Source organism: Sorangium sp. So ce128, from assembly GCF_051525245.1.
GTDB lineage: Bacteria > Myxococcota_A > Polyangia > Polyangiales > Polyangiaceae > Sorangium > Sorangium cellulosum_B.
Genome location: NZ_CP150313.1, coordinates 10,283,318 through 10,304,502 on the forward strand (window position 1 = coordinate 10,283,318; position 21,185 = coordinate 10,304,502).

At 70.0% G+C, this 21,185-nt stretch carries 16 protein-coding genes and 1 pseudogene; 12 read left to right on the forward strand and 5 right to left on the reverse strand.

Annotated elements, in window-relative coordinates; translation table 11 throughout:
• Positions 1-10 precede the first annotated feature (10 nt).
• Complete coding sequence (tssM, locus tag WME82_RS38925) at positions 11-2,926, reverse strand: type VI secretion system membrane subunit TssM (protein ID WP_438039457.1); 2,916 nt, start codon at positions 2,924-2,926, stop codon at positions 11-13.
• Between the two features lie 92 nt (positions 2,927-3,018).
• The gene (locus tag WME82_RS38930) at positions 3,019-3,600 is read right to left on the reverse strand and encodes a hypothetical protein (protein ID WP_438039458.1); all 582 of its coding nucleotides are present in this window, start codon (positions 3,598-3,600) and stop codon (positions 3,019-3,021) included.
• 502 nt (positions 3,601-4,102) lie between these two features.
• Between WME82_RS38930 and WME82_RS38935 the strand changes: the two genes are divergently transcribed.
• On the forward strand, positions 4,103-4,840 hold the full coding sequence (locus WME82_RS38935; RefSeq protein ID WP_012239864.1) for a metallophosphoesterase family protein: 738 nt from the start codon (positions 4,103-4,105) through the stop codon (positions 4,838-4,840).
• Between the two features lie 144 nt (positions 4,841-4,984).
• Here the strand turns inward: WME82_RS38935 and WME82_RS38940 are convergent, their stop codons facing one another.
• Both WME82_RS38940 and rpoZ read right to left on the reverse strand, forming a co-directional pair.
• The gene (locus tag WME82_RS38940) at positions 4,985-5,872 is read right to left on the reverse strand and encodes a class I SAM-dependent methyltransferase (protein WP_438039459.1); all 888 of its coding nucleotides are present in this window, start codon (positions 5,870-5,872) and stop codon (positions 4,985-4,987) included.
• Between the two features lie 108 nt (positions 5,873-5,980).
• Positions 5,981-6,223 (reverse strand): DNA-directed RNA polymerase subunit omega, encoded by a 243-nt coding sequence (rpoZ, locus tag WME82_RS38945; RefSeq protein WP_044966694.1) that lies wholly within the window; start codon positions 6,221-6,223, stop codon positions 5,981-5,983.
• A 236-nt stretch (positions 6,224-6,459) separates the two neighbouring features.
• Between rpoZ and pyrH the strand changes: the two genes are divergently transcribed.
• The 3 genes from pyrH (at position 6,460) to WME82_RS38960 (ending at position 9,637) form a co-directional block, all read left to right on the forward strand.
• Entirely contained in the window at positions 6,460-7,221 is a 762-nt protein-coding gene (pyrH, locus tag WME82_RS38950) for a UMP kinase (RefSeq protein ID WP_438039460.1), read from the forward strand.
• A 132-nt stretch (positions 7,222-7,353) separates the two neighbouring features.
• On the forward strand, positions 7,354-8,415 hold the full coding sequence (locus WME82_RS38955; RefSeq protein ID WP_438039461.1) for a peptidylprolyl isomerase: 1,062 nt from the start codon (positions 7,354-7,356) through the stop codon (positions 8,413-8,415).
• Positions 8,402-9,637, forward strand: coding sequence for a KamA family radical SAM protein (locus WME82_RS38960; RefSeq protein ID WP_438039462.1), 1,236 nt, complete (start codon positions 8,402-8,404; stop codon positions 9,635-9,637). The genes WME82_RS38955 and WME82_RS38960 overlap by 14 nt, the downstream gene beginning before the upstream one ends.
• A gap of 9 nt (positions 9,638-9,646) precedes the next feature.
• Here the strand turns inward: WME82_RS38960 and WME82_RS38965 are convergent, their stop codons facing one another.
• The gene (locus tag WME82_RS38965; protein ID WP_437741584.1) at positions 9,647-12,307 is read right to left on the reverse strand and encodes a protein kinase domain-containing protein; all 2,661 of its coding nucleotides are present in this window, start codon (positions 12,305-12,307) and stop codon (positions 9,647-9,649) included.
• A gap of 716 nt (positions 12,308-13,023) precedes the next feature.
• Between WME82_RS38965 and WME82_RS38970 the strand changes: the two are divergent.
• The 8 genes and pseudogenes from WME82_RS38970 to nusB form a co-directional block, all read left to right on the forward strand.
• Positions 13,024-13,683, forward strand: a pseudogene (locus tag WME82_RS38970) (carboxyl transferase domain-containing protein); the annotation flags it as partial.
• 319 nt (positions 13,684-14,002) lie between these two features.
• Complete coding sequence (locus WME82_RS38975) at positions 14,003-14,533, forward strand: hypothetical protein (protein WP_437741585.1); 531 nt, start codon at positions 14,003-14,005, stop codon at positions 14,531-14,533.
• 527 nt (positions 14,534-15,060) lie between these two features.
• Positions 15,061-17,781 (forward strand): Rne/Rng family ribonuclease, encoded by a 2,721-nt coding sequence (locus WME82_RS38980; protein WP_438039463.1) that lies wholly within the window; start codon positions 15,061-15,063, stop codon positions 17,779-17,781.
• 6 nt (positions 17,782-17,787) lie between these two features.
• Positions 17,788-18,150, forward strand: coding sequence for a PilZ domain-containing protein (locus WME82_RS38985; protein WP_012239873.1), 363 nt, complete (start codon positions 17,788-17,790; stop codon positions 18,148-18,150).
• Positions 18,151-18,167: 17 nt separating this feature from the next.
• Positions 18,168-18,911 (forward strand): riboflavin synthase, encoded by a 744-nt coding sequence (locus WME82_RS38990; RefSeq protein ID WP_437853047.1) that lies wholly within the window; start codon positions 18,168-18,170, stop codon positions 18,909-18,911.
• A 58-nt stretch (positions 18,912-18,969) separates the two neighbouring features.
• On the forward strand, positions 18,970-20,139 hold the full coding sequence (gene ribB / locus WME82_RS38995) for a 3,4-dihydroxy-2-butanone-4-phosphate synthase (protein ID WP_438039464.1): 1,170 nt from the start codon (positions 18,970-18,972) through the stop codon (positions 20,137-20,139).
• A 96-nt stretch (positions 20,140-20,235) separates the two neighbouring features.
• Positions 20,236-20,745: a 6,7-dimethyl-8-ribityllumazine synthase gene (gene ribH, locus WME82_RS39000; protein ID WP_272102824.1), complete on the forward strand. Its 510-nt coding sequence runs from the start codon at positions 20,236-20,238 to the stop codon at positions 20,743-20,745.
• 16 nt (positions 20,746-20,761) lie between these two features.
• Complete coding sequence (gene nusB / locus WME82_RS39005) at positions 20,762-21,184, forward strand: transcription antitermination factor NusB (protein WP_438039465.1); 423 nt, start codon at positions 20,762-20,764, stop codon at positions 21,182-21,184.
• Position 21,185 lies beyond the last annotated feature (1 nt).

Consider the following 21,185-nt stretch of genomic DNA (forward strand, 5'->3'; position numbering starts at 1 on the left):
GCCGCGTGGCTCAGCGCGAGCCCGCAGCAGGCGCCGCCGCGGGAAAGCGAGACACCGCGGCGAGCGGCGGCAGCCGCGCCGCCACCACCTGCATCGGGGTGAGCAACAGCGGCCGGAGCAACGTCTTGGCCCGCTCGTCGAAGGGCTGGAGGAGCGCGTCGGCCTGTCGCGTCGCCTCGACCAACCGATCGGCCATGAGGCGCGCGTCGACGTTGGGGTTCAGATCCTCGAGGCGCTGGATCTCGTCGCGAAGAGCGCTGAGCAACGAGATGTACCTCGCCAGGGGCGTGTCCGTGATCGGCGCCGAGCCGCTCGGCGCGGCCGGCACGCCGAACTCGACGGTCCGCTTGAACTCATCCGGCACAGAGCTCGGCCGGTTTCTTATGAGCTTCACGTTGACGGGGACCTTCAGCCTCGTCTTCTGCTCGATCTTTCGATCGAGGTACTCCTTCCCCCGCTTGGCCAGGGCCGAGTCCTCGATCGCGCTGCGATCCCGCTTCCACTGCGTGTTGTCCTCGAGAGCGCGGATGATGCGGAGGTAGGGGTAATCCGCCTGGGTGAGCGCCTGGTACGTCTCCTTCGCCTCCTTCAGGTTGGCCGGGAGCCGCACGGTGAGGTCCGCCATCCAGTCGGTCCACTGCGCGATGTAGCTGACGTCGTAGTCGGCCGCGAGGCCGTCCAGGTTCTTGTTGATCGAGGCTTCCTCGCCGGGCGCGAGGTCCACGACCCACCGCTCAGCCATCAAGCTGCCGGCGCCGCTCTCGAGCCTCTCGAGCACCGCGAAGTGCCCCCTCTCTGTGTACGGACCGTCCACCTCCTTCCAGCGCTTCTCCTTCGCGTACAGCTTGCTGCCGATGATCTTCAGCACGGCGGGGCGGTCGGCGAACATGTCGCCGAGCGTGTGCGGAGGGTACTTGCGGTTGGCGCGGCTGTTGTCACCCGTCTCGTCGTACTTCTCCTCGATGATCGCGTTGACGAAGAAGTCGTAGTACCGCTTCCGCGGTGGCACGGCCTGGAGCGTCGCGCGCACGCTCGCGACCAGATCCTCCTTGCGCGCGATCGGCGTGACCCGCTTCTCCTTGATGAGCGTCAGGTAGTACTCGACGTGCCGTTCTAGCTGCTTCTTCAGCTCGCTCTCGGTGAGGTTCGAGGTCGCCCGCAGCACCTCGGCCCAGAGCGAGGTGAACCTGTCCTTCGCCCACGGAACGTCGAGGTGCTCGACGTCGCTCAGCATCAGGTACAGCTTGAGGTCGTTCCGCTCGCGGAGGTAGTGGTCGCCCTTCGCGAGCTTGAGGCGATCCTCGAGCCGCTGCTTGCACGGGATCACGAAGCCGTTCTGGAGGCTGGCGACGTAGACGTGCACGAGCGGCGGGTACACCGTCTCGCCCTGGAACATCGTCCACCCCTTCCCGTCCGGCGGCCCCTCCTCGCGCGCCTTGTCGATCTCCTTCAGCCGATCCAGCGCAGGCCGCAGCGCGGCGAGCTTCTCCGAGAGGGGTCGCGTGTCCTCCCATCGGAGCGCGCTGACGGTGCGCGCGTCCGCCTCCACGTCGCGCAGGAACGCGCGGTTGTTGGCGAACGACACCACGCTGGGGATCGCGAGGATGACCCCGAGCGCCGCGGCCGCCGCGCTGATCGCGCCGCGAACGAGCCGCTGACGCCGGATCTCGCTCGCGCTCCTCGCGGCGATGTCCCCGTCCGGGAAGACGACGTTCATGAAGACGTCGTGGAGGAAGTAGCTCTTCGACTCCACGTTCTGCTGCGCCGCGGCCTCGTGCGTGCGGATCCCCATCGCCTGGCCCATGCGCTGGAGGACCCGGTCGAGCGGCCTGCCCTCCTGCGTGCCGCTCGTGAAGTAGAAGCCGCGAAAGATGGGCGTCCCCTGGAACGCGTTGACCATGAAGACGGTCGAGACCAGATCGGAGAGGTTCCGCCGGATACCCGAGAACTCGAGCGGGAACTGGTAGACGCGCTCGCGCGCCTCGCGGCTGCGCTCCATCACGAGCCGCTTCAGCGAGCGGCCGTGGATCTGCTTCGCCAGGGCGTCGAACTCGGCGTCGAAGAGCCTCCCTGGGTTCGCCTTGTCCGCGCTCAGCTTGAGCGTCGCTCCCCACGCCTGCGCGCGGTCGCTCTTGCGCATGTCGCCGAAGAACTCCGAGAAGCCCGCGATGAGGTCGCATTTCGTGAACAGGAGGTAGACGGGCAGCACCATGTGGAGCTGCGTCATCACCTCGTCGATGCGCGCCCGGAGCTTCTTCCCCATCAGCTCGACTTGCTGCTCGCTCGCGTCGATGAGATCCGCCACGCTCACGGCGACCAGGATGCCGTTGAGCGGGCGGCGAGCGCGGTGCTTGAGGAGCATCTGCAGGAACGCGATCCACTCCTCGTGGTCGTCCTGCTCCGTCGTGTAGCGCCCCGCGGTGTCGAGGAGGATCGCCTCGTTGGTGAACCACCAGTCGCAGTTGCGGGTGCCGCCGACGCCGCGCACGCCGCCGCCGTTGCTCGGGTGCGCGTACGGGAAGACGAGGCCCGAGTGCTTCAACGCCGTCGTCTTCCCCGCCCCGGGCGGGCCGATGATGACGTACCAGGGCAGCGAGTAGAGCGCGGCGTTGCCGTGCTCCTTCCCCTTGCCGAGCTTCGAGCTCTTCAGGGCGCTGATGCCGCCCTGGACCTGCCGCTGGAGCTCCTGGATCTCGGCGCGGCGCTCGGGCCGCGCGTTGAGCGCCTGCTGCGCTCCCTGCCGGACGATGGCCTGCTCAAGCGCAGACGCGGCGCGGCGCGCGTTGATCCGGCGGTACACGAAGAGCGCGATCGCGGCGAGCGCGATGACGACGCTCGTCGCGATCGGGATCGCGGTGGGCAGGTCGAACGTGAAGAACGCCGCCCACGAGATGAGGAACAACAGCCCGAAGAGGACCCACAACACGGAAGCGACGATACCACCGGTCGCCGCTTCCGGAGCACGTCCACGCGGCGCCGCCGAGCGAGCGTGGGCGCCCGCGCGCCGCGATCCCCGCGTCAGCCGCCGCCGCGCTCGTAGTCGCCCGGCTCGAGCGCGGCGTCGGTATCCTCGCCGGCCTCGAGCCGACGCGAACGCATCGCGTCCACGGCGATGTCGATCACCTCGAGCCGCGTCGAGGGGGCGTAGTACTCGTTTTCCGAGACCGACGGCAGCTCCGCGAGCCTGGCCGCGACCGCCTCGCGATCGCCTTCCTCCAGCTCGAGCGCCGCCGGATCGCCGCTCAGGGAGTCCTCTGCAAGGTCCAGCACGGCGTCGGCTCGATGTCCGCGCGTGAGCGCCTCGCGCACGAAGAGGACGGGGCTGAACGCGAGGTAAACCGAGCCGAACTGCACCTGCCAGTAGGTCGGGTCTTCGCCATCCAGGCGCCACCACGACGCGTGCCGGCGCCGGATCACCTCGCCGAAGTATGCGCCTGCCATGTGCGCGATCATCGGCAACGCTTCGACCCGCTCCGACGTCGCACCACGCGCCTGGTCGAGGTAGTGGTCGAGCAGGGGCAAGGTCTCCGGCCGATAGTCAAGCCGTACGCCGAGGGCGCGCTCCACAAACCGCACGCACCCATCGGCGAGATCCTCCACGTTGGACGGCGGCGGCGCGACAGGTTCGACAGCTGCAGCGGACAGCGCAGACTCGGCCGGCTGCTCCGCAGAAATCGGAGACGTCCCTGCACCGTTCTGTTTGGTATTCATGGGCTCCACGCTATTCTTCTCCGGTGCGGGTGGCCGCTCGTCAACGTGGTCGTGCTGGGAGCGCCTCGGCAAGCTCCGCAAGGACCGTGTCCGGCCCTCGACCGTCCTCTGCAGATCCCCGGGCGCAGCGGAAGCACGCTCCATCGGAGCCGACAAAGCTGACGAGACCGACGGAACTGATGGAACTGACGGACCCGATGGAACCGCCGGAGCTAGCGGAGCCGCCGGAGCTAGACGAACCGCCGGAGCTAAAGGAACCGACGAGCCAGCCGACACAACGCCAACGAGCCGACAAAGCTCGGTGCCGGTCCTACCGGCCCATCTGTGGATCCAGGTTTGAATTCCTAACGGAAGTCGAGGCCTTCGTGCTAAGCTCCGCCCTCGCGTCGAAATGAGACTCGGGATTTTCAGCGATACGCACGCCAACTACGAGGCGCTCAGCGCTGTGCTCGAGTCCTACCGCCACGAACGTATCGACGTTTACTACTGCCTCGGGGATACGGTCGGCTACGGCGGCTCGCCGAACGAGTGCGCTGATCTCGTCCGCAAGGTGGCCAAGAAGACGATCCTCGGCAACCACGACGCGGCCGTCGCGGGTCGGATGGATTACTCGTATTACTACGAGGCCGCCCGGCAGGCGCTGGACACCCACGCAGCGATGCTGTCCTCCGAGAACGCGGCCTGGCTCCGGAGCCTGACGTACCAGGAGAAGTTGACGGACATCAACGTCGACCTCTGCCATGGCTCGCCCGTCCGGCTTGAAGAGTTCGAGTACATCTTCGCCCCCGAGCAGGCGCGCGAGTGCCTCCCGATGTGGAACGAGCTCGGTCACATCACGCTGATCGGCCACTCCCACCTCTGCAAGGTGTTCGCGCTCACACCGAACAGCGTCGAGGAGCTCCCTGCGGTGGATTTCCAGCTTGAGCAGGGTCGCAAGTACATCGTGAGCGTCGGCTCGGTGGGACAGCCGCGGGACTACGACAACCGCGCGAGCTACACGGTCTACGACAGCGACACGAAGCGCTTCGAGTTCAAGCGCGTCGAGTACGATATCGAGACAGCGGCCGAGAAGGTGCTGCGCGCCAAGCTCGAGCGCAACTTCGCCCACCGCCTCTACATCGGGGTCTGAGACTCCAGGCAACGGCGGCACTTGGCGCACGCTCGGTGCGGCAGGACCGAGGGGCACACGCGTGCTCGTGCGCAGACACGTCGCGTATGGCCTGATGCCGCAGGGCGGCGCGAGGCGCAGCAGGCGCCGGGCGTTCGCGCGCCCTCAGCGGCCCCCGTCATGTCCAGGGCGGCGAGCCCTGGCAGAACGGCGTGGCCGGCAATGATAGAGCAGCATGCTCGTCTGGTTGTCGGGCAGCTCGGCGCAGAAATCGCTGCGGAGCTCCGTGAGCTCGAAGCCGTTGTAGTGGAGCAAGGCTTCGAGCTCCTGCGGGTAGAACTGACGATGGGCGAGCGGCGTCATCCAGCGCTCGCCGCCGTCGACGGGCGAGAACTCCATGGAGACGAACAGGATCTGCCGGACCTTGTCGTAGTCGAACCGCTCCGTGTACCGGACGAACTCGCCAGGGCCATCCTTCGTGGGGTACCGGAACCGCGGCGTGGAATAAGCGCGATCCGGATCTCGCGCGAGCTCTGCCGGCTCGGGCATGGAAACGTCGAAGACGAGCTCGCCCTTCGGCGTCAGATGCTCGCGCGCTCGCGCGAGGAACCGCTCCACATCCTCGCGCGTGTACAGGTGCAAGAAGGCGTTGAACGGGCAGATCACGAGCGGAAAGCGGCGCCCTAGCCGCAGCGCCCGCATGTCGCCCCGCCGGAGGCTCACGCGAGAGGAGACACCGCGCGGCTCGCGTCCAAGCTGCACGCGCAGATCGCCGAGCATCGGCGCCGACAGGTCCACGCCGGTGATCTGGACCCCCGCCCTCGCGACAGGCAGCGTGATCCGCCCGTTACCACAGCCGTACTCGAGCACCGGCCCCGCAGACGCAACGGCGAGGTCGACGTAGTAGCGGACGTCATCCTTACGGCGCGCGTACGTCTTCGCGTAGTACGCCGGATCCTCGTAGTGGGCCGACGTCCCTGCTTCGAGCTCCGGATCGCGACGCTGGCCGGAGCCCGAAACGCGCGCCGGCCGCCTCGTGCCCGTCCCGCTCATGCGAGGCAACAGATCAAGCGCAGCGCTGGCACGGTCAAGGGAGCGAGCTGCGAAACGGAGCCCCTAGCGAGGCGCGCATCACCGGACGCGCGCTCTTCCGATGCGGCATCAGCGCTGGCCGCCAGCGTTCATCTGCTGGAGCCACTCGGATACGACCTCGTGGGAGCTCCGGTGGAAGTGCACCTTGCCCGCCGCGATCTCTCGGAGGCTGGTCACGGCAGGCTTGTTCTTCGTCTTCACGAGAGCGTCCGAGCCCTTCATGAGCTGCCGCGTCCGGTTGGCCGCGAGCACGACGAGAGCAAAACGGTTTTCCTCGCGCTCGAGGCAGTCTTCCACAGTCACACGCGCCATAGGGGGGCCGAGACTAGCTCCCCGCCCCGGCAAGCGCAAGGTGCATGCCGCCCCGGCGGGTCTTCCTGCTCAGTTTCCTCTGCTCCTTCTGCTCCCTCTGCTTCCTGTGCTTGCTCTGCTGCCTCTGGTTCTGCCTCCCGCTCTTCCTCCTTTGAGGCGCGCGCTGCCGCTTCGCCCGAGCGATGGTTCACGTTGTTCGTTGCCCTCCACGCAGGTCCCGGCTACGAGGTCGCACCGTGGCCGCTGACCAGGACTCTCTCCTTCCCCCTCCCCCTCGTCCGGCCCCCGGGCTGAAGTACCGCCGCATCGTGCTCAAGCTGAGCGGCGAAGCGCTCTGCGGCGAGGAAGGGGGGTTCGGCATTCGTCCCGAGACGCTCCACCACGTGGCCGGCGAGGTCGCCGAGCTCCAGCGGATGGGGGTGCAGATCGGGGTCGTCGTGGGCGGCGGCAACATCTTCCGCGGGCTGAAGGGCGCGAGCGCGGGGATGGACCGCTCCCAGAGCGACTACATGGGCATGCTCGCCACCGTCATCAACGCGCTCGCCCTCCAGGACGCGCTCGAGAAGACGGGCGTGCCGACGCGCGTGATGACCGCGATCGAGATCCGGCAGGTCGCCGAGCCGTACATCCGCCGCAGGGCGATGCGGCACCTGGAAAAGGGCAGCATCGTCATCTTCGCCGCGGGCACGGGCAACCCGTTCTTCTCGACCGATACCGCGGCAGCGCTGCGGGCCATGGAGATCCAGGCGCAGGCGCTGTTCAAGGCGACCAAGGTCGAAGGCATCTACGACCGCGATCCCGTGCGCCACGAAGGCGCGCAGATGTTCGCGCACCTGAGCTACGACCGCTTCCTCGCCGACAGGATCGGGGTCATGGACTCGACGGCGGTCACGCTCTGCCGCGAGAACAAGATGCCCATCCGGGTGTTCAAGCTCATGACCCGCGGCAACATCCTCCGCGTCTGCAGGGGCGAAGAGATCGGCACGGTCGTCGACTGAGCGCGCGTTCGAGCGCTCAGGGCGCGCGACGAGCCGAGGCGTCCGCCGACGCGCCAGCCCGAACGAGGCGCTGCGACCTCGAGCCACGCGGAAACCGTGCTAGACCCCGAGCCAGCAATGACCCGAGCTCCGGTGCGCCGACCCCTGCTCGCCATCTCGCTCGTCGCGCTCGTCGCGGGCTGCGATGAGCCCGCCCTCCAGGTCCCCTCGGACGCGGGGGATCCGGTCTTCGGCCTCACCGCCGAGCAGTCGGCGCGCGTGCTCGCGAAGGTCGGGGACAGGGTGATCACGCTGGGCGACTTCGGCAGGACGCTGGAGCGAATGGACCAGTTCGATCGGCTCCGGTACCAGACGAAGGAGCGCCGCCGCGAGCTGCTCAGCGAGCTCATCGACGCGGAGCTGCTCGCGCTGGAAGCCCGGCGCCGAGGCCTCGACAAGGACCCCGCGGTCGAGGACACGATCCGGCAGATACTCCGCGAGGCGATGATCGCCCGGGCGCGAAAGGGCCTGCCCGCGCCGGCCGACATCCCCGCGTCCGAGGTGCGCGCGTACTACGAGGCGAACGCCGACAAGTTCAGCGAGCCCGAGCGCAGGCGCGTCGCCGCCATCGTCGTCGGCGACCGAGCGCTCGGGGAGAAGGTCCTCAAGGAGGCGCAGAAGGCCGGGAGCAGCAGCGCGTGGGGTGAGCTCTTCCTCAAGCACTCGCTCACGGCGCCGAAGGACAAGAGCGCGGCCTCGCCGCTCGATCTCGCCGGAGAGCTCGGCATCGTCAGCCCGCCCGGCGATCCGCGCGGCGCCCACCCCCGCGTCCCAGAGCCGGTCCGCGCGGCCGCCTTTCGCATCGGCGGCGTGGGTGCGGTCGGCGAGGAGGTCGTCGAGGCCGACGGACGGTTCTTCATCGTCCGCCTGAACGGGCTCACCAGCGGGCACCGGCGCGAGTTCGCGGAGGCCGAACGCTCGATCCGGGTCGCGCTCATGCAGCAGAAGATGCAGGACCAGGAGCGCGCTCTCGAGGACGAGCTGCGGAAGAAGTTCCCCGTCGAGATCAACGAGGCGGCGCTCTCCTCGGTCAAGCTGCCGGAGCAGCTCATGGAGACCGGGAGCGCGGCGCAGCCCGATCCCGCGAAGCCCCGCACGCCACAGCCGGAGCGGTCCGGCGCTGTCGCGGCGCCGTCGAGCGATGCGGGCAAGTAGCGAGCTCGTCGCCGCCGCGCGGCTCGCCCGGCGACCCGGCGAGGAAAGCGCGAACGCCCGCGCCGTCGCGCTGCCGGAGCGACCGGGGCCGCTCGCCGCGAGCGCGCAGCAGGGAGCGCGACCAGCCCGCGTGAAGACGCGGAAGAGCGACTGGACATGGCAGCTGCGTCACGCTCTCTCGAGCGCCGATGAGCTCCACCGGGCGCTGTCGCTGACGCCGGAGGAGCTCGATGGCGCCAGGCGCGCCGAAAAGGCGGGGCTGCCCATCCGCGTCACCCCCTATTACCTGAGCCTCTGCGACAGCGGCGATCCGGCGTGCCCGATCCGGCGGCAGTGCGTGCCGCTCGCCGACGAGGCCGCCGAGGTGCCAGGCGATCTGGTCGACCCCCTCGGCGAGGTCGCGCACGAGGTCGCCCCCCACCTCGTGCAGCGGTACCCGGATCGCGCGCTGCTCCTCGCGACCGACCGCTGCGCCGTCTACTGCCGCTTCTGCACCCGATCACGCATGGTCGGCGACGGCGGCGGCGCGGTGGCGCTCGAGCGCCTCGCGCCGGCGATGGCGTACCTCGAGGCGCATCCGGAGGTGCGCGATGTCATCGTGAGCGGCGGCGATCCGCTCGCCGTCTCGACGGACCGCGTCGTGCGGCTCATCGCTCGGCTGCGGCAGATCCAGAGCGTGGAGACGATCCGGATCGCCACGCGCGTGCCGGTCACGCTGCCGCAGCGGATCACCGCGGAGCTCGTGCGCGCGCTCAAGCCGTATCACCCGCTCTGGGTGATGACGCACTTCAACCACCCGAAGGAGCTCACGCCCGCCGCCGAGCGCGCGTGCAAGCGCCTCGCGGATCACGGCTTCCCCGTCATGAACCAGACCGTGCTGCTGCGCGGCATCAACGACGACGCGACGACGCTGGCCACGCTCTTCCGGGGTCTCGTGCGCTGGCGGGTGCGCCCCTATTACCTGCTCCAGATGGACCCCGTGCGCGGCACGGCGCACCTGCGCACGCCGCTCGCGACCGGCGTCTCCCTCATGGAGCAGCTCCAGGGCCGGCTCACCGGCATCGCGCTGCCGAAGCTGATCGTGGATACGCCCGGCGGGATGGGCAAGGTGCCCATCGGGCCCGACTACGTCGTCGACCGTCGGCCGGGGCGCACCGTCCTCCGCACGCACCGCGGCGTCGAGGTCGAGTACGTCGACCCCCCGGCGGGGCCTGGCGGCTGAGCCGCCCGCTCAGCGACCCGGGCCCCGCGAGAGCGGCTTCGCGACCCGGAACGACAGGTTCAGCGCCCGCGCGATCCCGAAGAAGCGGGTGCGCGACGCGCTCCTGCACTGCTGCGAGTCCGCGGCCCAGCTCCCGGAGCGGGCGATGCGCCACGGCGGCGCGTCTCCGCCAGCGTCGGCGGTCGATTCGAGCTCACCCGACGTCTCCGCCCACGATCTCTCGCCGTTCACATCGGCGACCCACTCGCGCACGCCGCCCGCCATGTCGCGCACGCCGTAGGGCGAGGTGTCGATGGGAAAGGTCCCTACCGGCTCTGGCTGTGCCAGGAACGGCCGCGACGAGCGCATCAGACAGAACGTCGGGTCGAAGTGATCTCCCCACGGGTAGAACCGGCCGTCGGTCCCGCGAGCCGCCTTCTCCCACTCCAGCTCGGTGGGCAGTCGGATCTCGATCCCGTCGCGCTCGCTCCGGAAACGGCAGTAGGCCACGGCGTCGAACCAGTCGATGAGGATGACCGGCAGGTTCCAGAGGTGCCCTTCCTCCGCCGGGAACCGCTTCTGCGCGTCGCCCTCGACCACGCTGGGCAACGGCTCCCAGCCGCCGCTGCTGGCGGGCCGCGCGACGTAACCCTCGGAGCCGCGCGTCCCGTGCGGCGCGCGCTTGAGGGCGAGATCGAGATCGCGCGTCTCGAGCTCGTTCAGGAACTCGCAATACTCGCGGAAGGTGACGGGGAACTTCGCGATCGCGACGTCGGGGACGTGGAGCTCGGCGCGGCGGAGCGGATCGTCGGCCTGCGCGTCGCCGCCGGCGATGAAGGTCCCCCCCGGGATGTACACGAACCCCTCGCCGATCTCCGCGTCGGTGTAGAGGTTCACCTCGACGCGGTGGTGGGTGCCCCGCTTGAGCAGCAGCGGATAGCGCACGTCCCGACAGCCGGCGCGCTTCAGGATGAAGAGGTAGCTGCCCGGCTTGAGGTGCACCTCGCGGAGCGGGGTGCGGCCGAGCGAGCGCTCGTCGCTCGCCACGAGGATGCGATCCTTCTCGACGTAACGGTACGCGACGACGCTCGCGCCGGGCGGCGACGAGTCGAACGAGAGGACCGAATCGGCGGTGAGCAGCGCGGCGTAGCGGCCGACGTCGAACTCCGCCACGAGCGCCTCGTGGTAGATGCGCGCCGCGTGCTGGTGCTCCTGGTCCGCCCGCACCGCGCGCGACCAGTAGAGGTCCGCGAGCCCGGCGCGCGCCTCGACCAGGTCCGGATCGTACGCCAGCGCCTTCGTATAGAGATCGATCGCCTCCGCCGCGGCGCGCGCCTGCTCGCGCTCGACCCCGGCGGCCCTGTCCTCGAGCTGCCACCCCGCCCGCTTGCGCTCGATCGCCTCGTATTCCTTCACGTCCTTGAGCAGCCGCCGCGCCTCCTCGACGAGCCGCTCGCGCTCGCCGTCGAGCCGCCGGTCACGCTCGAGCGGAGCCTTGGCGAGCTCGCAGAGCTTGATGGCCTCCTCGCGGCGGCGCATCCGCTCCTTGGCGCCCTCGAGGAACGCCTCCGCCTCCGCCGCGACGCGGTCGGCGGTCGGCGGCCGCTGATCAGGGTCCTTCGCGAGCATCGCCAGGCAGAGGTCCTCGAGCAGCAGCGGGCAGCTCGGCGCGATCGAACGCGGCGGCCTGGGGTCGCGCGTCTGCGTCGCGAGGATCACGGCGAGGACGGTCGGCGCGTCGAACGGGTGCTCGCCGGTGAGGATCTCGTAGAGCACCACGCCGAGCGCGAAGATGTCCGCGCGGTGATCGATCCGCGCGTGGTCCCCTCGGATCTGCTCGGGCGCGATGTAGCCGGGCGTGCCCGAGAGCGCGCTCGCGATCGCCTCGTGCCGCCTGCGGCCGAAGTCCTGCCCGCTCGGATCGACGGAGATCGGCTCGCTCACCTCCGCCCTCGCGAGCAGCTTCGCGTTGCCCCAGTCGCCCAGGTAGACCTCGCCGTAGTCGCCGAGCAGCACGTTCTCCGGCTTGATGTCGCGGTGGGCGACGCCTCGCCGGTGCGCGTAGGCCAGCGCCCGGGAGATCTGCACGAACGCGCCGATGAGCCGGACGAGCGGCCATTGTCTGCGGAGCTCGGGGTTCGTCAGCACGTTCTGCAGGCTCTGCCGCTTGACGACCCGCATGGAGTAGTACGGCTGACCGTTCGGCAGCGTGCCGAGGTCATAGACCGGGATGATGTTCGGGTGCTCGAGCTGGGCCGTGATCCGCGCCTCGGTCCGGAAGCGGTTGCCTACCGCGGAGTCCTCCTCGGCCCCCGGCTTCAAGGTCTTCAGCGCGACCACGCGCCCGATCTCCCGATCGCGCGCCTTCACCACCTTCCCGGCGCCCCCGGCCCCGAGCGCCTCGCCCACCTCGTACCGGGTGCCGCCGGAGTTCACGGCGCGCGTGGCGGAGGTCGCGAGCGTCGGGAAATCGGCCCCGACGTCCTCTCCGGGCAGGTCGATCTCCCGCTGCGTGTCGAAGCGCAGCGCGTCCTGGTCCTCGCTCTGCGGCGAGAGGGCGCGCGCGACGGGCGGGCTGCGGCCCTCCTGCGCGAGCAGCTCCGGCAGCGCCGCCAGCTGCTCCGGCGTGAGGATCCCCTCGAAGAGCTCCTGGGGCGTCGACGCGCCGCCGAGGGTCCATCGGCAAGCCATATCCCAAAGGGCGTTGGGCTCGATGAGCCCTCGCGCCACGGCGGCGACGGCCAGGGCACGAGCCTCACGAGTCTGAGCGAGCTTCACTCGAGCGACCTCTCGTCCGAAACGATCTCACCCCGCGACGCGAGGCGGAAGGCCACGCTGAGGCCGTCGGGCGCAAGGCGCCGCGAGCCAGGAGCGCGTGGCGCTCCCGCGAACGATCGAGGGCTGCCGGTGACGCTGTTCCGTGCGCATCTCACGAGGCGCCGCACGTCAGTTGCCGTGGCAGGCGACCGCTCTGCTGCCACGCCGGCCCGAGCTGCCCCGTTCGAAGTCGCGGCGCGGCGGGTCCGCAGCGGCGATGGCGGCCCCCGCGTCCCGGTCTTCAGATGGTCTACGTATCGGGAATTCCTGCATTTACCATCGGCAGCTGAGCGCCGCTCAGCGTACGTGGTGTCCCCTCGCCCGCGCAAGAGAGTAGGGCGGAGCCGCTCGAGGACCGCGGTCATTTTTCGTCGCAGGTCCCGCGCGCCTCGCACGTCCCCGCGTCTCCAGGTCGCGCGCGTTTCACATGTTTCGCATGTTTCGCACGGTTCGCACGGTTCGCACGGTTCCGCCGGCCTCGCTCCCTTGGCGTACAGGCCGCAAGGGGTCGTCGCCCTGCCATGGCGTCGCGCGGTCGCGCGCGGCGGGATTTCGATCCCTCCGGGGGGGCATGGTGGGGCGCCGGGGCCGACGACGGCCGCCGCCTCGAGATCCACGAGCGCTTTGCGCAGAACATCGTGGTCGGGCTCGCCCGGATCGGAGGCGCGCCCATCGGGGTGGTCGCGAACCCGCCCCAGGTGCTCGCCGGCTGCCTCGACATCGAGGCGGCGCGCTTCGTCCGCTCCTGCGACTGCTTCACTATCCCGCTCGTCACGTTCGTCGACGTGCCCGGCTTCCTCCCGGGGCTCGACCAGGAATAGGGCGGGATCATCACTCACGGAGCGAAGCTCCTCTATGCGTTCGCCGGAGCCACCGTGCCCGAGGCGACGGTGATCACCCGCAAGGCCTACGGCGGCGCTTACGACGTCATCGCCTCCAAGCACATCGGGATCGATTACAACCTCGCCTTCCCGACGGCCGAGCTCGCGGTCATGAGCCCGGAAGGCGCCGTGAGCATCGTGTATCGCAGCGAGATCCAGCAACCGGCCGACCCGGCCGTCGCCCGCGCACGCTTCGTCGGCGACGACAAGGCGAAATTCGCCGCCCCGTACAAGGCGGCCGAGCTCGGCTTCATAGACGAGATGATCTACACGCGCATGCTCCGCACTCGACTGGCTCGGGCCCTCGACCTCCCGCGCGACAAGCGGGACAAGACCCCACCGAAGAAGCACGGAAACATCCCGCTTTAGCAGAATTTTGCGGCAGCTGGCAGCCCGCGAGAGGCGTGCTCTGGGAGAGATCAGCGAGCAGACCGCTTAGAGCGCCACGGCAGGTGGGTGCTGGGGCGAGCGACGCCGTTGCGCGGCCGATCCCGAGCGTGTAGAAACGACTTGCGTGGCTGTTTTTCTTTGAACTCCACGCGCGATGCTTCTCTCTGACCGACGATCTGCACAGGTGCACCCGGGGGCCGGTCGCAGGAAAACGGGTGGTTTGGCAGGCATGCCGAGCGTTGGGGGGGCGCCGAGTACACGAATGAAGGGTCGGTTGGGTTCTGTGGAGGTATTGAGCATGAAATCTTGGGTATTCGCTGCGGTTTTGATTTCCGGCTGCGCCCTCGTGGCTTGCGGTGACGACGGCAACACGTCGTCGGGCTCCAGCACCACCAGCAGCAGCGGGAGCAGCAGCTCTGGCGGCGGCGGCAACGGCGGCTCCGGCGGCAACGGCGGCAACGGCGGCAACGGCGGCTCCGGCGGAGAAGGAGGCACGAGCGCCACGAGCACTTCCTCGACGGGTACCCCGACCTGTGATGACACCGAGGACACGTGCGGCCGCGACACGAATACGGGCTGCTACAAGTGCGCCGTCGATGGTCCGTGCAAAGAGGTCCGCCAGGCCTGCGTGGGCAGCAGCGATTGTATTGACGTGGTGGTGTGTATCGATGGCTGCGCCGCGGAGGAAGACCCGGCCACGTGCATCGAGACGTGCCGCACGGACAACGCGGCCGGGGTCGAGGCCTACGACGCCCTCATCACGTGCACTGTTTGCGAGGAGTGCGCCGAGAGCTGCGATGCCGCCGGAGAGCCGGTGTGTAGCCTGTGAGCTTCTGACAACAGCAGCGCATCTCCGAAGGGGGCGCCAGATGGCCGCCCCCTTCGGCCTTTATGCGGGCCGAGCCGCGACGGACGGGTCGCCCGCGCCAGCCGTCGCGGCTCGGCCGCCGGCGGAGGGCGACGCAGGGCACGACACCGGCGGCTCCGGAGCAGCACGGAAGCGGCGGCGCGCCAGCGGGGGCGAGGGAACGGGGCGGTCCCGAGCGAGGGCCAGGTGCGCCTCCTGACGGACGTCGCCCCAGCTCGCGCGCCCTCGCCGCCGTGCGGACGCCTCGACCGGCGCTCCGGGCCAGGGCCTTGGGCCCAGCGGCAGGAGCCGCCGGTCCGCAGGCCAGGCGGCAGGCGACGCCGAGGCAGAGCGGCGGAGACGCGAGGTAGCTCACGGACTGGCGGCCGGCCTGCCTCGGCGACCTCCGGTCCCGGGCCCCAATCGCGCAGCATACTCCGGGTTGCGCCTTCATGGGCCGGGCAACCCGTGGTAACGCTTGGCGGCGCCGCCGATGTGCGGCATCCGACATGGGAAAGAACCTTCTCGTCATCAATGTGGACATCCGCGAGACACGCGTCGCGCTGATCGAAAACGGGATCATCGCTGAGCTGCATCTCGAGCGGGAGAGCTCCAAGGGGACGCTCGGAAACATCTACCTCGGCAAGGTCAGCCGCGTTTTGCCCGGAATGCAGGCCGCGTTCATCGACGTGGGGCTCGAGCGAGCAGCCTTCCTGCACGTCGAGGACCTCATCCGGCCCGACGATTTCGAGGCATACCTGGCTGGGCACCGCCGGACTGTTGAGGAAGAGCGCGCCTCCTCGCGAGGCCGCGCCGCGCGTGGCAGCGAGGCGCCTAGACCTGACGAAAGCGAGGTGCATGAGCTATCGGGCGCAGAAGCCGCGCCCGAGAGCCCCGACCTGACTCCCGGACGACACGAGCTCCGGGAAGGAGGGGACTTCGGGGCGGAAGAAGGGTTCGATGCCGGCGGCTCGCTCGATGCCGGCGGCTCGCTCGACGAAGGGAGCGACGTGCCGATCGAGCTGCCCACGGCGCTCGATGTGCTCGGAAGCCCCTCCGGCCAGGCGTTCGCCGGCGTGGGGACGATGGTGGCGCTCGACGAGGCCGACGACTCGGAGCCGGAGATCGACGACGGGCACGAGCACGACGGCGCGGACGACGACGACGAGGAGCTGGTCGCGCCAGGCGGAGACAGCGACGCCGACGAGGCCAGCGACGAGGAATCCGGCCCCGACGAAGCGAGCATCGAGGACGACGACGAGCTCGACGCGCCCGGTTACGACGTCGGGCCTGCCTCCCCGCCACCGGAGGATGCCGCGGACGCGTGGAGCGCGGCCGAGGAGCATCCGGAAGCGCTGAGCAACACCGCGGACAGCGGCGAGACGGAAGTGCAGGAGGCGAGCGCGTCGGACGAGCCCGCCGCGCACGGCGCCGCCGACGACTGGCCGGCCGGACAGGAGGCGAGCGCGCCGCCGGTCCCGGAGGCCGCGGCAGCGGCCCCGGGTGATGACGTCCCGCCGGCGGCGCGTGCGCGCAGCGGGCGCGCGCGCGGACGGCGCGAGGCGCGCGTGCGCCGATCGGGACGGACGCGCGACCGGCGCGCCAACCTCGAGGGCGGCGCCGCGCTCGCGGAGGCGGCCCCCGCGGAAGCACGCGAGGGGCGCGAAGGCCGCGAGGCGCCGCGCGAGGGCCGAGAGGCGCCGCGCGAGGGACGCCAGGCCCCGCGCGAAGGCCGCGAGGCGCCGCGCGAGGGACGCCAGGCCCCGCGCGAAGGCCGCGAGGCGCCGCGTGAGGGCCGAGAGGGGCGCGAGGCGCCGCGCGAGGGCCGCGAAGGGCGCGACCGGGGCGGCAAAGGACAGCAGGGCGGACGCGAGGGGCGCGATCGCGAGCAACGCGGGCGCGAGCAGCGGACGCGAGAGCGCGGGCGCGAGCAGCCGCGGGACGGCAAGGGCAAGAGCGCAGCGCGGGGCCAGCAGAGCTCACGCAGCTGGCAGAACGAGCCGCCGCGGATCTCGAAGTCGACGCCGATCCGCGAGGTCGTCCGCGAAGGGCAGGAGGTCATCGTCCAGGTCTCGAAGGAGCCGATCGGGACGAAGGGCGCCCGGGTCACGAGCCACATCTCGCTGCCCGGCCGCTATGTCGTGTACCTGCCGACGGTCGATCACATCGGGATCTCCAAGCGTATCGGCTCGGAGAAGGAGCGATCCCGGCTGCGGGACGCCATCGAGGCGATGAAGCCCCCGCAGGGCGGGCTCATCGTGCGCACGCTCGCCGAGGGTCTCACGAAGAAGCAGCTCAAGGCCGACGTCGGCTACCTCGTGCGCCTCTGGGGCGAGGTGGCGAAGAAGCGGGAGAGCGGCGTGAGGGCGCCTGCAGTGCTCTACACCGAGCTCGACCTCGTGCTGAAGACCGCCCGCGACCTCTTCACCGACGACATCGAGAAGATCGTGATCGACGACCGCGAGGAGTACATCCGGCTGCGGCGCTTCGTCGAGATGTTCATGCCCGAGCGCGCCGACGCGGTGGAGCTCTACGAGGGGACGGAGCCGATCTTCGACGCGTACGGGATCGAGGACGAGATCCAGCGGGCGCTGTCGCGGAAGGTCCCGCTGCCCTCGGGCGGGCACCTGATCATCGACCAGGCCGAGGCGCTCACCGCGATCGACGTGAACACGGGGCGGTTCGTCGGCAAGGGGTCGAAGGATCTCGAGGAGACGATCCTGACCACGAACCTGGAGGCGGTCGAGGAGATCGCCTACCAGCTCCGGTTCCGCAACATCGGCGGGCTCATCATCCTCGACCTCATCGACATGGAGCGCGCCCAGAACCGGGAAAAGGTGCGGCGCCGCCTCGAGGAGCTGCTCTCCAGGGACAAGGCGAAGACCACGCTGAACCGGATCTCCGATCTGGGCCTCATCGAGATGACCCGGAAGCGGACGCGCGAGAGCCTCGGGCGGACGATCCTCGAGCCGTGCTTCTACTGCGACGGGACGGGCCAGCTGCAATCCAAGCAGACCGTCGCCTACGAGATCCTGCGGCAGATACGGCGCGAGCGGATGAACCTGCCCGGCTACTCGGTCGTGGTCAACGCGCACCCGGCCGTGATCGACCTGCTGAAGAACGACGAGCGCATCGCCGTGCAAGAGGCGGAGCGGCTGTTCCAGCGCCGGATCGATCTCGTGCCCCGGAAGGAGTACCACCTCGAGCAGTTCGATCTGCAAGGCAGGTAAGGCGTCATGGTGGACGATCAGGGTTCTCCGGAGAGCAGCGACGCGAAGACGGGACGCAAGGAAGAGCGCGTCACCATCAACAAGGAGTTCGAGTCCTACGACGCGTTCATCAACGAGTACGTGACGAACATCTCGCGGACCGGCGTGTTCGTACGCTCGAAGACGCCGCTCGCCGTCGGGACGAAGGTGAACCTGCGGTTCACCGTGATCATGGACGACATCGAGACGATCGAGGGCGTCGGCGAGGTGGTGCGCGTGCACGACGATCCGCAGGGGATGGGGGTCGTCTTCACCGAGCTGTCGGGCTACTCGCAGGGGCTCATCGACAAGCTCCTGACCAGCCAGGGGCACCGCACCTCGAAGGGCTAGGCAGAGGGGCGTCGGCGATGTTCACCGGGCTTGTCGAGACGATCGGGGTCCTCCGCCGCCGGAGCGGCGGCGCCGTGGCCCGCGCGCTCGTCGAGGCGAGCCTCGGGCCGCTGACGCTCGGCGAGTCCGTGAGCGTGAACGGCGCCTGCCTCACGGTCGATCGCATCGCGCCCGGCGGCTTCGAGTGCGACATGTCCGCCGAGACCCTCGGCCGCACCACGCTCGGCGCGCTGCCGGTCGGCGCGCGCGTCCACCTCGAGCGCGCGACGCCGCTCGGCGCGCGGATGGGGGGGCACGTGGTGCTGGGCCACGTCGACGGGCTCGGCCGCGTCGTCGAGCACGCGCGGGCCGGCGACGCGATCCGCCTCCGGGTGAGCGCCCCTCCCGAGCTCGCGCCGTACCTCGCTCCCAAGGGCTCGATCGCCGTCGACGGCGCGAGCCTCACGCTCAACGCCGTGTCCACGCCGGGCGCCGCCGAGATCTGGTTCGACGTGATGCTGGTGCCGCACACCATCGGCCGGACTCTCCTCGGAGAGCTCCGCCCCGGCGCGGCCGTCAACCTTGAAGTTGACGTGCTCGCGCGCTACGTGGCGCGGGCGCTCGAGGTCGCATCGCTCGCCAGCGTGAAGGGCCTCTCGAGCCAAGACACGCGCGGCGGCGATGCCTCCGCCGAGCGCGGCGAAGAGCGCGGAAATACGGGAGAGCATGCGGATCACGACGAACGACTCCTCGCAAAGCTGCGCGCGGGGGGATTCTGGTGAGGCTGTGTCAGCCGCCTCGAGCGGCAGGCTCGACCAGGACATGACCTCCGGGGGCCCGATGCCTCATCGGCTGACCATCGACAAAGCGGTCCTCGACCGGGTGAACACCGCGCTCGATCACATCCGCGCGGGCAAGATGGTGATCCTCGTCGACGACGAGGATCGCGAGAACGAGGGGGATCTCTGCATGGCCGCGGAGGCGGTCACCCCCGAGGCGATCAACTTCATGGCGATGCACGGGCGCGGGCTCATCTGCCTCGCCCTCGACGAGGAGCAGGTCGCGCGCCTCGAGCTGCCGATGATGTCCGCGCCAGGGCGGAGCGGACCGCCGCTCGGCACCGCCTTCACCGTCAGCATCGAGGCGCGCACCGGGGTGACGACGGGGATCAGCGCCGCCGATCGGGCGCACACGATCCGGGTCGCGATCGCGCGCGACGCCGCGCCCGAGGATCTCGTCACGCCGGGGCACGTGTTTCCGCTGAAGGCGCGACGCGGGGGCGTGCTCGTGCGGACGGGGCAGACCGAGGGGTCCGTGGATCTCGCGCGCCTCGCCGGGCTCCGGCCGGCGGGCGTGATCTGCGAGATCATGAACGACGACGGCAGCATGGCCCGCATGCGGGATCTCGAGGTGTTCGCCGCGAAGCACGGCCTGCTGATCGTGACGGTGGCGGACCTCATCCAGTACCGGCTCCAGACCGAACGGCTGGTCCGCTGCGTGGGCGAGCGGACGCTGCGGCTCGACCTGACGGGAACGGAGTGGACCGTGTACGTCTACGAGGTGATCAACGAGCAGCGGCAGTTCCTCGCGCTGACCAAGGGCGCGGTGGCGACGCCGGACCCCATCCTGTGCCGCGTGCACTCCGGGTCGACCATCGCCGACCTCTTCAGCTCGACGCCCCTCGACGGCGGCTCGAACCTGCGCGAGGCGCTCCTCGCGATCGAGAGCGCCGGCGTCGGGGTGGTCGTCTACATCCCGTCGCGAGGGGACCTGGGCCGCGAGCTGGATCTGCTGAAGGGCTCGGGCTCCGACGAGACGCTCCCCGTCGTGAAGACGCAGCAGCCGTGGACGCTGCGGGAGTTCGGCCTCGGCGCGCAGGTCCTCGCGGACCTCGGGGTGCACCAGATCCGGCTCCTCACGAACAGCCAGCCGAAGATCGCAGGGATCACCGGGTACGGGCTCACCGTGATCGAGCGGGTGCCGCTCGTCTCGATGAAGGGCGATGCCTGACAGACGGGCGCGCTCGTTCGCTGGTAAAAGGACGCTCGGACAGGATCGCGATCGCGGCGATCGCGCATCCCGCGCGGCAGGAGAGAGGAACGGCGGATGGCAGAGCAAGCGGTCGGGCAGGCACAGGCGAGGGTGATCGAAGGGAACCTGGTGGTCCCGCCGGGGGCGCGCTTCGCGCTCGTGGCGAGCCGCTTCAACCACTTCATCGTCGACCGCCTGGTCGAGGGCGCGCTCGACGCCATCGCGCGGCACGGCGGCGCGCTCGGTCGGACGTCGATCGTGCGCGTCCCGGGCGCGTGGGAGATGCCCACCATCGTGGGGAGGCTCGCGCACAAGAAGAGCGTCGACGCGATCATCACCCTGGGCGCGGTGATCCGGGGCTCGACGCCGCATTTCGACTACGTGGCGGCCGAGGTCACGAAGGGGATCGCGACCGTGTCGCTCCAGACCGGGGTGCCGGTCACGTTCGGGGTGCTCACGACCGACTCGATCGAGCAAGCGGTCGAGCGGGCAGGCACGAAGCATGGCAATAAGGGGTGGGAGGCCGCCGTCAGCGCGATCGAGATGCTCGCGCTCGGCGCCGCGCTGGACACAGCTGGCCTGTAAACGAAGGTTCTGAGAGATGGGTGCGCGCTCTACCGGCCGCGAAGCGGCCTTGCAGATGCTGTTCGCGGTGGAAGCTGGTGGAAGCTCGGCGCCCCGCGTCGTCGCGACCTTCTGGCGCGAGACGCCGGGCGATCCCGAGGGACGCTCCTACGCGGACGAGGTGGTGGTCGGGGTCGCCGAGGATCTCGCGGCCGTGGACGAGGCGATCCGGAAGGCGAGCACGAACTGGCGCCTCGAGCGGATGGCGCGCGTCGATCGGAACGTCCTCCGGCTCGGCGCGTGGGAGCTCATGAACCGCCCGGAGGTGCCGCGCGCGGTCATCCTCGACGAGGCGGTCGAGCTCGCCAAGCGCTACGGCAGCGAGGAGAGCGGCGCCTTCGTGAACGGCGTGCTCGACCGGATCGCCGAGAACCTCGGCCGCGTCGACCGGGATCGCTGAG